Origin of the sequence: Synechococcus sp. OH2 (assembly GCF_047462155.1) — a bacterium.
Classification (GTDB): Bacteria; Cyanobacteriota; Cyanobacteriia; order Thermostichales; family Thermostichaceae; genus Thermostichus.
In genome coordinates this window covers 180,525-191,086 of sequence record NZ_JANSIR010000095.1, presented here as the reverse complement: position 1 = coordinate 191,086, position 10,562 = coordinate 180,525, and the positions used below count along the sequence as shown (strand labels likewise).

Below are 10,562 nucleotides of genomic sequence, written 5' to 3'. Positions count from 1 at the left end.
AAAGAATCGGCCTTTGCGGGATTTGGCGAGGCGCTCGCAGAGCTGCTGATACCATTTTTGTGTGCTTTCGAGAACATCAAGTACTTAGGTAGGGGGAAAGTTGCCTGAGCTACACGATGACCGAGCCAGGGGGTGCAGTTAAAGGGGGTTCACCCCAGATTTCCACTTGATCGAGGGCGTGGCTGGTGAGGGGATAGAAGCGGACGCTGTCTTCGTTGGGCTTGATCCTTTTCCGGAGCCGTAGCTTGAGCTCCTCGAACTTGTCCTTGTTGAGGACGCACTCGAAGACACTGTACTGCACCCGCTTGCCGTAGCCTTCTAGCAGGTCGGCAATTTTCTTGCGGCGCTTGTCACAGGGAGTATCGTAGGTAACAACATAAAGAAACATCAGCGAATCCGGTAAGGCTGATACAAGTCTTGAGGATTATAGACGGACTGCTTAAACTTCTTAACCTGCTGTGTCAGTAAATCCCAGCGGGGCTGATCCCCAGCAGGAGTTGTAATGGATCCCTCCATTCTCTGGAGAAAAGCTTTGAGGTATTTCTTTCTGCCAGCATCGTTGAGAAAACAGCCCCCATCTCGATACTCGAAGTCTTCTTGGATATCCATAACACTGCTGTTGACAAGCCACAGTACCAGGGAGTCCACAATAGGCGCTCGGAACTCTTCCAGCAAATCGGAAACCAGAGCAGCGTGGCGTTCACTGCTGGCATGTAGGCAACCTTGATAGGGATCCAAATCTTGCAGCTCAATCAAGGTTAATAGATGGTTCCAGAGCACCATATAGCCAAAGCTGAGCATGGCATTGACTGGATTGGTAGGTGGTTGTCGGGTACGCTTGAGCAAAACAAATCCCTTTTGTTGTAAGCAACTGCCCAATTCTGGGAAATACAGGGCTGCGCCGATCCCTTCAATGCCGCGCAATTGATCTAGAGACTTAGCCTGCAGAACTTGCTCAGCTAGATGTTCCAGGCTGCGCAGGGTTAGATCCCCAGTTTCGCTGGGGCGCTGCCTAAGTTGCCGCATCAACAACACGCGCCCATTGAGGAGCTTAGCTCGCACTATCTGGGCTGCTGTTTGCAACCGCCATGCCTCAGAGAGTGCTTGTTGCCAATGGACCAAGCGGCGGTAGCCTCTTTCAATGGGAATGAGGCGACCGTAGCAATAGCCGAGCCGGGAGAGGTAAGCAATGGGGATGTTGCGCTTCAAGCACTCTCTTACAACATCGGTAGTTACCTGAGAGCGGCCAAAGATTAAAATTTGCTCCAGCAAGGGCAGAGGCACCTCCTGCAAGAGCAAATCGCCCAAATGAACCAGCACAAACTCTTGCCTGAGGCTTAGCCTGCACCCTTGCTGGGAAACATACAAGGTTCGCATTATCGATCATCTCGGTGCAGACTCTCTGAGCCTCGCCTTGGCTCTATGGAAGTGCTGGTCTTGGATTGGCGCTCTTCTGGCAAAACCTCTACATCAATTTCAGAGCTTGACAAAAGATCCATAATCGCCTCCGTTAAGCTTCCAGAAAAGAAGCTGGCAATTGCAACCAAAATAGTGTTGGTAATCACGGCTGCCAGGCCCAAGGGGGCAATGAGCAAAATGACTAGTGTAATCAGGCCATTGATTGTAGCTGTAACAAGGTTTCTAAGAACTTTGGCTTTGGTCTTCTTTCTAGGCATGGTTTTCCCGAAAACTCTCCAAGATTTTTTCTATCTCAAGGGCCAGATTACTCCAAAGCTATCGGCACTTCTCTTGAGCTCGTCGAGATACCTTTTCCTAGGATCCGCCGTTGCTCCAAAAACGGTAACCACTTGGTAATCACCCAAATCGGCAATCCAAACTGGAGAGGGCAGAGCACCTCCCTGTACACCCCCACACAAGAATTTGTCGTACCGGTCTTCGCCCTGCCGGCCAAGACGATGCAAAGTTGCCAGGGCATAGGGTTTATTAAACTCTTCCTCGCCGCTGCAGACCACAATCTGGCAGTTGGCATCCACTGCTTGCGGCCATTTATCCCTGTCAACTTGGCCAACACTTCTTGGGCTATTGGGGTTAATAGCCTGCTTGGTTAGAGTCTTGAGAGCGGCAAAAAAGTTTTCCAGACGCTTTTGGAAAAGCTTCTGAAACTCAGCCACCAATTCCGGCAGCTCCCAGAAGGCATCCTCTGACCTGGGAATTAGGGTGGAGCCGCGCCACCAGGGAGCCCCCTTGCGGTTTTGGCGGGAGTAGCAGGGTCTTCTGGCCCCTTGGCCCACACCTCCCAGATGGAACATCATCCAGGTGAGGTTGGCAAAGAGCTTTTTCGCCGCCTCTTGATCTTCCTGCAAAGCATAATTTTGGCACTCGCCCGAAAGACTCAAGACGAGGATCCCTTCTTGTCGTCCGGCAGGTTTATTTCTTCCTTGCTGATTGGGCTCCGGCTCCGGCTGAGAGACTTTGCCATCTAGGAGATCTACATGGATCCAGCCGTGTTTTTGCTTAGGGGTGATGGCGCCAAAAAGTTGCCCTTCCCACTCCTGCACCTGATCGACCGGCAAAACTCCCAGGGCAAGGGTGCGGAACCAATAGCGCAGCATATTCTTAAAGGCCACGGGCCGCACTTCGGCGATGGATCGGTTGTCGTAGCGATTCTTGTCGGGTCTCCAGTTGACTACCTGGCGCCCGTGAATGAGTTGGCCTTCTAGCTCAAAGGGCAGCCGCAAGAATTCTCCCCGGTACTTGTCGGGGGATCTTCCTGAGGAAACCAGCCGGCCGTAGCCGGTATTCACCTGGGATCCCACCCCTTGCTCTAAACCTCGGACAAGCCATTGCTTAACTTGATCCAGCACTGCATCGGTGCAGCCGCTGCCTTTGCGTAGGCCAATCAAAAAAGTGGCTTGCTTGAGAGAGAAAAATAAGTTGGGGTTGGGCGAGTATTCAAGATTTTTTCCATTCCATTTCCAGACGTTATTAGCAATATCTACAGCCAGCCCCCCCGTTTTGGAGTTATCGGGATCCTCCCGCCTTTGGGGCCGAATGGGTGCCGGATAGGCATCCAAAAAGACAACCTTGCCGGCGCTATCTTTTTCCTCAGCTTGTAGGTGGCCAAACCAAGGAGCTACAGCTTGGTCTGCTTGATCCCAAGATAGGTTGCGCTCCTGCATCAGCTCCCGAATGGCCTGGGAGCGGGCTACACCGCGCAGGGTGGAGCCAGGAATGTAAGGGATCCCTAAGTGATCGAAAGCGGGGAGCAACATGCTCTCTGGGCCCTTGGCCCCACCGACTCGAATTCGCCAGGGACAGGTAACCTGAAGGGTGTCGCTGGCAAGGCGTTGGGTGCGCTCGTTCAAAACTTTCAGGCGGGCTCCAAGGTTGATCGTTGTTTCCACTTGGTGCGCCAGCTCCGCTTTGGTGCCGTCTTTAAAAGCATCGAGCCGCGCTCGCATCCAACGCAGATATTCAATAAAACCGGCGGTGGGATCCGGCCTGGGCGTGGGATCCAAGGGGTGACCCAGCCAAGGCAAGGGCTGAGGATTGTTGCCTTCTCCGCCACCGCCTCCACCGCGCGGCTGGTTTCCCCCTCCATTGCCTCCTCTAGGAGAATTGGGGCCTCGATTTTCCTGAGGCGGCCGGCGGCTGGGATCCCCTGGCCTGGGGGGACGAGCAAGCGGCTGAGGCGTGTTGCCAGGACGAGCAGGGCGATGACCGGTCATGGGATCTTCTCCAAAAGTGGGAAACAGGGTTAGGAATTGCCAAGGGTTTGGCGAAATTCACGCAACATGGTGCTGGTACCAATTTCTAGGGCGCGTCGAATGAGTTGAGGTACAAGATTGGGGATGTCGAAGTCTGGAAAAAGCCGGCTGCAGCTTGATTCTACGTAGTCTTCTCCCTGCAGGATAAAGATCCGCAAACTTCGCTCACCCAAGATCCAAACTTCCGGCACGCCGATGGCTCTATAGGCCTCAATAAAAGTTCGGGAAGTAACGTCGGACTCGATGGCCAGATCAGGTGGGGGCAACTGATCGACATCGATCCTGCCCTCGCAACCTCGCACCAACTCCAGGTGATTGACATAGAAGCAGGTGTCGGGCTCCACTCCAGCCCTGCTTGACTTTTTAAGGGTTGTTGAGCCAAAGTCTTCCCAATCCCTACCCTGAGAATCAAGAATGGCTGAGACAATATACCCGGCAATGCGATGAAGGCGCTCGTGTTTGGATAAAGGAGACATGATCTCGAAAGTGCCATCGTAGTAGGCAATGCGAGTGTGGCGATCTTCGCCCAGCTCTTCCAGAATGCTCTCGCAGTCTTGCCAGGTAAGAGAATGAATAACCACTCGGCTGCCTTCTTGCAGGGAAATCGCTTGCAGGGGGATCGCGACGCCCATTACTCCCCTCCTTTGATGTCGTGGTAGATGGCCATGGCCCAAAAGCCAAACTCCTGAGCCAAAGCCAGCCCTAACCCTGTTAAACCTAGATACTCTTCGACTCCCAGTCCCATAAGACGATCCAGACCATTGGAGTTAGCAATTCCCTTCTGACCAGAAATCTCTTCCAGGCAATTAAAGAACTCCTTGACCACTTGCTTTTTGCCGTCTTGGCCGAGGGCATCTTCTTCTGCCTTAAGGCGCAGCAGGCCCCAGGTGGAAAGGTAGGTGTAGAGTTCCACAGCCTGGTTTTTCTGCTCCTTAAGCTTTTCTTGGTCTCTGGTTTGAGCCCTTAACTGGCGAAGGGATTCGTAAACAGGCTTGGCCAACGTGCGAGGATCAAAAGTTTCCATAAAACCTCCTCAACTAGTTCCAAGACAACTCGACAAAGCCCCGACCTAGGCTCTCCTGACCGCCAATTTGCAGAAGCTGGTTATCCTGCAGAAGCTTCCGAAATTGCTCCACTGCTTTTTGGGAACTGCCATTGGCTTGGGCTGTTACCCCCCAGGTGAAGTACATCAAGCTATCGGGGGGAATGGCCTCTTCGTAGCGAAAGCCGCCTTCTACAACTTTGTGCTCGCTGAGCTTAACTTTTACCTGCCGCCACAGGCTCATTTGAATAAGGGTGGCACAGTGCTGATCCGGCAAGACGATGACGCGGGTGATGCTGGAAGACTTGACAAAGTCTTGCCAGTTGGCCCACTTTTTCAGGCCATTTTTCAGGATGGCATCCTTGAGGTAGATGGCCCGGTTTGTCTCTAAGTTGGTGCTATAGGGATCCGGCACCTGCAACTGCTGGCCACTTAGCCGCAGCCAGCGCTTGAGCAAGAGGGGGCAGCTCATCCAGACTACCCCGTGGCTGAGGGAAGCCACCGGCACCCACAACAGGGATCCATCCCCAATCCAAATGGAGCCTTGGGTAAGCTGATCCCCCTCCCCAATTTCGTTGCCAAAGAGCTCAAACTTTAACTCTTTCTCAGCCACACTGGCCCGCAATTTGCCGCGGATGGTGCTGGAAGGAATGTAGGGCAAGTTGGTGTGGGCTTCGCGGGCAATGCCCAAGAGGTTGCCTTCTTGGGTGGTGCCGCCGGTGTGCAGGGGGGTTAACAGGGTGAGATAGACCAGGTGAAAAGTCATCGAAAAAACACTCCTTATCGACAAAAACAGGGCTGCAAAAGCATCAGTTAACCCAAGGCAGCCAGAGCAACTCGCTGTAGCCCAACAGCCGCCAGCGGTGGAAGACGTTGAGCCGGCCATCTTCCAGCTCCGGCTCGTCCTGCCCAAGGGGAGCCGGCTGCTCCAGGTAGTAGATGCTGCCGGGCGGAGCGGCAAACACTTGCGGAGCCGGTAAGCTGGTCTTGCGCGGCTCTGTTAGGGAATCCACCTGCAGGCGGCCGCTGATGGGAACCGGCTTGCCGGTGGCCACGCTTACCAGAGGACCGGTGAGGGAGTGGGCAGGGTGGGGGGTGGCCAAGCGCCATTCCCAGGGCCAGGCGCGGCAGAGGGAGCGCCCATCCACCTTCTTGATGAACACTCCAGGCGTAACCAGGTAGGCCAAGGCCCGCCGGGTTTGCCGGAAGGTCTCTTGGGAGAGCTCCTGCAGCGCTTGCCACTGCTTGCCCAGCTCTGGGCAAGGGCCCAGGAGAGCGCCGTGGCCTTCTCCCCCCAGCCGCACCACCTCTTCTTGCTCCAGGGGCAAGGGATCCCAGGTTTCGCGCTCAGGATCCCAGCACTCGATGGAGAAAGCCAGGCTCCAGCCGGGCTGCAGGCGGATGCAGGTTTCCACAAAGTAGCCATCGGTTTCTCGCACCTGACGTTTGCCTGCCTGCAGGGTGTTGTGGGGCCGCACCTCCGCCACCCAGGGGGGCGGAACGGCTTGAGCCAGATCCCAGCCCTTGCTCTGCAGCGCTTTTTGCACCGCCTGAAAGGGCAGGTAGCCGGCGGCCTTTTGCTTGGGGCTTGGCCGTTCCTCCTCCGGAGCTGCCGCTACCAAAGGGGCCGGCCGAGTGGGATCCCAACGGTAGCCGCTGTAGGAATGCTCCTCTTCCAGCCAGGGGATGGGCACCAGCGGGGATCCCTGGTCAAGGTGCAGGGGGCTGGGGAAGTAAAGCTGCTCATCCCAGCAGAGGAAGGGGCCGCGCAGGCGCAGGGTTGTCGGCTGGCCCAGGTGGGCCAGGATGGCTCCGGCCAGGGTGTGGCCGCTGGGCGGAAAGCCGCTGGTGGCCCAGGCCCGCTCCCCCGGCGCAAAGGGCCTGGCATCGCGAAACATCCACACATCCAAAGGCGAGAGCACAAACCAACTCATCGACCGTTCCTCCCCAATTTCACGGTGCGGTTGCGCAGCACAAAGGCCGCTAGCTTAAACCAGTTTTTGATGGCCAGATCCCAGGCTGCCGGCTGGGCGGGCAGGCTGTGCTGCCAAAAGTGCTGGATAAACTCGATTAGCTTGGCCTGGAAGCGATCCCTCTGCTCGCTTTCGCCGCCAAAGAGATCCCGGCGGCTACAGAACAAGCGGGCCCAATCGGGCACAGCTTCCAAGCTGGGGGCGGGGTGCTGCTCCCAGAGCTGGGCAGCCTGCTCAAACAGCGAGCTTTGATCCTGCTGTTGGCCCAGCAACTTCCAGTCAAAATCCAGCAGGTCTTTCCACTTGTCGAAGGTGTCGAACTTGCTGGTGCCCACCAGTTGGTTGCCGTTGGCAAACAGTACCCGCACCTGGACGCTGTCCTTGGGGCTGCCATGGGCATAGGCCTGCCCTTTGGCGTCTTTTTCCGCCTCCCAGAGATTTTCCAGGGCAATGGCCAAGGGCACCGAGTGGTGGGCAATCACCACGCCAAAGCTAATGCTGGCCAGGGATCCCAGGGTAAAAAGAGGGCGGCGGCTGAGGCCAGGCGGTAACTGCGCCTTTTGCCACTGCCAGTAGTCCCCTTCGTTGGCGAACTCCCGCCAGTCGTCTTCGCCGCCGCGGAAACATTGGCGGATGTCCCAGAGCCAGCCATCCCACTCCCAGAGGTTGGTATAGGCCAAAACGTCGTCTCCCCCAGCGTAGATGAGCCTGCCGGCGTAGCGCTGCTCGGTGAGGTAGGGCACCAACTGGCCGGAAAAATCCAACAGGGCGCGGCTGAGGGCACTGTGGGTGGCCGGGCCCATGCGCTTGCGGCTGGTTTTAACAAACTCGCTGAAGGCGTCCTTGACCTGGTCGAGCTCCTCGGAGTTGATGACCTGGCCAATGGTGTCTTTGCAGCCATCGGCTAGGCGCTGCAGCGGCTGGGGTAGGTAGTCGTAGTAGGGTCGCATCTTCTCCCCCCTCAGCCACTGGCCCATGTCGTCGCCATCGCCGGCGGCCAGCACGTACCAACTGGCGGGGTTGATGCTGGGGTAGTAGCGGCTGAGGGTGGCTTCTATCTCCTGGCGGCAGCGCTTCTGGGTTGCTGCGTCTGCTTCCAGGTCTTCCACCAGCCAGCCGGCGTTGAGCAGCCGCGGGTGGTAGCGTAGGTTCTGCTGGTCGGCCCACGGGATCCCCCACTTGCCGCGCATCTCCCGCAGCACTTCCCGAATGCCGGGGTGGATGGCCTCAACGGCCTGGCAGGCTTGCTCCAAGTGCCCCTGCTCCCGTCGCCCGTGGGTTTTCAGGTAGCCGGCCACACCGGCGGTGAGATCGGGGTAGGAAGCGGCAATCTTGTCTTCATCGAGGTTGGGAAAGAGCTCCGGCAACACCTTGTCCAGGGCCCGCTTGACCGTTTCGGTGGCGTTGAGCTGCTCGCGGCCATCGAAAAGCCCCGCCTGCCGCTGCCAAAGCCGCCGGCTCTCCCCTTCGCCAATCCAGCGATCCCTCGGGGAAGGGTGAACCACCGGCCCCAGGCCGGAGACGGTGCTGCGCGGTCCAAAGGCCACCGGCAGTTGCCAATCGCGGGCCTGTTTGCAGGCAGCCTGCAGCCGGCGCGTCGCCTCCACCGCCGCTGCCCACCAGGAGCCGACGTTCAGCCCCGGCTTGTACTGGCGGCGCTGCTGCTTTTGGGGATCCCAGAAGCTGATCCGCAGGAACTTCAGCTCCGCGTCGGCAAAAAGCTGCCGCTCTCCTGTTAGGTGGTAGGTGCGGTTTTGGGCGCTGACCCAGGGATCCCGTTCGACCGGCTCCTGGGACTTGAGGATGGCGGTGTCTTTGAGCCTTTGCTGGGGGGATCCCAGGGGTGCCGCTGCCCAGTAGAGCTGCCACTGGTGCTCCAACCATCCCTCCCAGGTGGGATCCTCCGGGCGCAACTGCACCAGCCAGCGGCGCTCCAGTTGCAGGTGCTCCAGCGCTCTTTCGGCCAGGTGGCGCCATTCTTCTTTGAGGGTCTGCTGGGCCAACTGCATGGCCGCCTCCACCCGCTCTTCCGGCAACAGCAAGAGGATCACGTTGGGGAAGCCGGCGGTGAGCAGGGCGTGGGCAGAAGGCTGCGGGATCCACTCGGCAAATTTGGGGTACTTCTCCAGCAGCCAGGCATCGATCAACGGCTGGCCGTAGAGGCTGGGGTAGAGCAGGCAGTCGGGACCGTATTTTTCTGCCAGCCGCCAGCAAAGCCGTGCCGAGAGGTAGTGCAACAGCCAGGATCCGGCCCAGAAATCCCGCATCTTGCGGCTGGCTTTAATCAGCTCCTGGATGGGGTTGAAGGTGAAGCTGGCCAAAAAGGGCCGCGTGAACTTGGGCTCGTCGTAGCCGGCCAAACAGCCCGCCAGGGCCGCCACGACACTGGTGTGGCTCCACAGGGATCCATCCGGCAGTCGCGTTTCCGCCGGCAAAAGCAGGAGGTTCTCATCGCCCAACTCCCGAACCAGCGCCTGGGGAAAACAGCGCCAGAACCACCAGAACACCTTCTGGATATCCTCCTCTTCTTGCCGGATCCAATCGGGAATCACCTTTTTCTCTAGCTGCATCAGGTGCTCGGCGCGGGAGCCGGCCTGCTGCAGGGCCCGGTGTTCCTCTTCGGGCAGTTGCCAAAAGCGCTTGCGCCCCGAAAGCAGATGGCTCATCTCTAGGCCCGGCCCCAGGCTGTGGCCGCGATCGGCTACCTGGTAGTCGATGGCAACCGGCAGGTGGCCAATGGCAGCCCGATCGCTGGCGGAGGCAACCAGATCCGCATCGCCAACGCTTGCTAGGAGGGATCCTTCCGCCTTGGGCGAGATCCACCCTTGCATCGCCGCTAGGTTTGGCCACAGCCCTTCCTTAGCGCGGCCAGAGGCGTCGTGGAGGGCTTTGAGGGCAGGGTCGTGCAGCAAACCCCAGAGCTTCGCTTGCCAGTAGTGATGAGACATGGTGTTTTCGCAGGAGAGTTAAAAACTGAACGCGCAAGAAACAAAAAAGTAAACAAAACCCCAACAGCCACCCGATACCTGGGTGCAGAAGCTACAAAACAAAATCCACCAATCCCGACCAGCCCTCAGGTTTCTTTAGTATTTCTCCAGCTCAGTAGGACTTGTGCAAGCTAAGCCCCTGCCAACTGTTTGACCGAGCTTGAAAACTCAGAACCTGAGGGTGGGCCGATGTCTGTAGCCTACTGAGAAATGGAAGGATCCCCTTCCAATTCCCCTTCTGTCCGGGTCAATTCCGGAAACAGCGCCTCCAGCCTGGGCAGCAGATCCCGCAGCACAAAGCCCTCCAGAGCTTCGCTGGGAAGAGGTTCGGGATTCATCTGCACATGGGCCACGTCGTTGCGGTACTGGCTAAGGCGAGACCAAAGATCAGCAAGCTGCTGGACATCGGGAACGTGGGCGGCAATGGGAGGAAGAGACTGAGCCGGCTCCGCTTGCTGGATGAGGGATCCCAACTGCTGTTCAATTCCCTGCCGCGCTTCTCGTCTGCGGTAGTCTTGGATCCCCTCACAGAGGCAAAGGGCAGAAACCACCCACTCGCGGGCCAAGAGAAGGGCTTGGGTGGTGAAGCGCTTTTCCACATACCAGCGCAGCAGTTGAAAGTGCTTTTGAACTTGAGCTCGGGGATCCTCCTTCTGGTCTGCCGGCAGCGCCAGTTGGCTGTAGCTATCTTGAATGCTTTGCAGCAGCAGGCCAAAGGGCTTAGCAAATTGGCCCACCTCTTCGGCCAACTCCTGAGTGGAGTGCTTTTGCAACCTGGGCAGGTCATCCTCCAAAAGGCTCACCGGCCTCACCAGCTCCAGGGAACGGGAGA

The 10,562-nt window shown here is 57.8% G+C and carries 9 protein-coding genes and 1 pseudogene; all 10 read right to left on the bottom strand.

Annotation, left to right across the window (positions count from 1 at the left end; translation table 11 throughout):
• Nucleotides 1–109 precede the first annotated feature (109 nt).
• Nucleotides 110–388: a CRISPR-associated endonuclease Cas2 gene (cas2, locus tag NW835_RS09380; protein ID WP_414335550.1), complete on the bottom strand. Its 279-nt coding sequence runs from the start codon at nucleotides 386–388 to the stop codon at nucleotides 110–112.
• On the bottom strand, nucleotides 388–1,377 hold the full coding sequence (gene cas1 / locus NW835_RS09375; RefSeq protein WP_414415130.1) for a CRISPR-associated endonuclease Cas1: 990 nt from the start codon (nucleotides 1,375–1,377) through the stop codon (nucleotides 388–390). Before cas1 ends, cas2 begins: the two co-directional genes overlap by 1 nt.
• Nucleotides 1,377–1,676 (bottom strand): CRISPR-associated protein Csx18, encoded by a 300-nt coding sequence (gene csx18 / locus NW835_RS09370; protein ID WP_414415129.1) that lies wholly within the window; start codon nucleotides 1,674–1,676, stop codon nucleotides 1,377–1,379. Before csx18 ends, cas1 begins: the two co-directional genes overlap by 1 nt.
• A 30-nt stretch (nucleotides 1,677–1,706) precedes the next feature.
• Nucleotides 1,707–3,689: an RAMP superfamily CRISPR-associated protein gene (locus NW835_RS09365; protein ID WP_414415128.1), complete on the bottom strand. Its 1,983-nt coding sequence runs from the start codon at nucleotides 3,687–3,689 to the stop codon at nucleotides 1,707–1,709.
• 29 nt (nucleotides 3,690–3,718) lie between these two features.
• Entirely contained in the window at nucleotides 3,719–4,360 is a 642-nt protein-coding gene (locus tag NW835_RS09360) for a Uma2 family endonuclease (RefSeq protein WP_414415127.1), read from the bottom strand.
• Complete coding sequence (locus NW835_RS09355) at nucleotides 4,360–4,752, bottom strand: hypothetical protein (protein ID WP_414335540.1); 393 nt, start codon at nucleotides 4,750–4,752, stop codon at nucleotides 4,360–4,362. The genes NW835_RS09360 and NW835_RS09355 overlap by 1 nt, the downstream gene beginning before the upstream one ends.
• Before the next feature lie 13 nt (nucleotides 4,753–4,765).
• Nucleotides 4,766–5,536: a type III-B CRISPR module RAMP protein Cmr4 gene (cmr4, locus tag NW835_RS09350; protein WP_414415126.1), complete on the bottom strand. Its 771-nt coding sequence runs from the start codon at nucleotides 5,534–5,536 to the stop codon at nucleotides 4,766–4,768.
• 43 nt (nucleotides 5,537–5,579) lie between these two features.
• Nucleotides 5,580–6,704: a type III-B CRISPR module-associated protein Cmr3 gene (locus tag NW835_RS09345; protein ID WP_414415125.1), complete on the bottom strand. Its 1,125-nt coding sequence runs from the start codon at nucleotides 6,702–6,704 to the stop codon at nucleotides 5,580–5,582.
• Entirely contained in the window at nucleotides 6,701–9,691 is a 2,991-nt protein-coding gene (cas10, locus tag NW835_RS09340) for a type III-B CRISPR-associated protein Cas10/Cmr2 (RefSeq protein WP_414415124.1), read from the bottom strand. Before cas10 ends, NW835_RS09345 begins: the two co-directional genes overlap by 4 nt.
• 239 nt (nucleotides 9,692–9,930) lie before the next feature.
• Nucleotides 9,931–10,562: pseudogene (locus NW835_RS09335) on the bottom strand (TIGR02221 family CRISPR-associated protein); the annotation flags it as partial.

What these genes read in the sequence shown, in the direction of transcription:
- cas2 (WP_414335550.1), bottom strand. Translation starts at nt 388, where the DNA reads ATGTTTCTTTATGTTGTTACCTACGATACTCCCTGTGACAAGCGCCGC.
- cas1 (WP_414415130.1), bottom strand. Translation starts at nt 1,377, where the DNA reads ATGCGAACCTTGTATGTTTCCCAGCAAGGGTGCAGGCTAAGCCTCAGG.
- csx18 (WP_414415129.1), bottom strand. Translation starts at nt 1,676, where the DNA reads ATGCCTAGAAAGAAGACCAAAGCCAAAGTTCTTAGAAACCTTGTTACA.
- NW835_RS09365 (WP_414415128.1), bottom strand. Translation starts at nt 3,689, where the DNA reads ATGACCGGTCATCGCCCTGCTCGTCCTGGCAACACGCCTCAGCCGCTT.
- NW835_RS09360 (WP_414415127.1), bottom strand. Translation starts at nt 4,360, where the DNA reads ATGGGCGTCGCGATCCCCCTGCAAGCGATTTCCCTGCAAGAAGGCAGC.
- NW835_RS09355 (WP_414335540.1), bottom strand. Translation starts at nt 4,752, where the DNA reads ATGGAAACTTTTGATCCTCGCACGTTGGCCAAGCCTGTTTACGAATCC.
- cmr4 (WP_414415126.1), bottom strand. Translation starts at nt 5,536, where the DNA reads ATGACTTTTCACCTGGTCTATCTCACCCTGTTAACCCCCCTGCACACC.
- NW835_RS09345 (WP_414415125.1), bottom strand. Translation starts at nt 6,704, where the DNA reads ATGAGTTGGTTTGTGCTCTCGCCTTTGGATGTGTGGATGTTTCGCGAT.
- cas10 (WP_414415124.1), bottom strand. Translation starts at nt 9,691, where the DNA reads ATGTCTCATCACTACTGGCAAGCGAAGCTCTGGGGTTTGCTGCACGAC.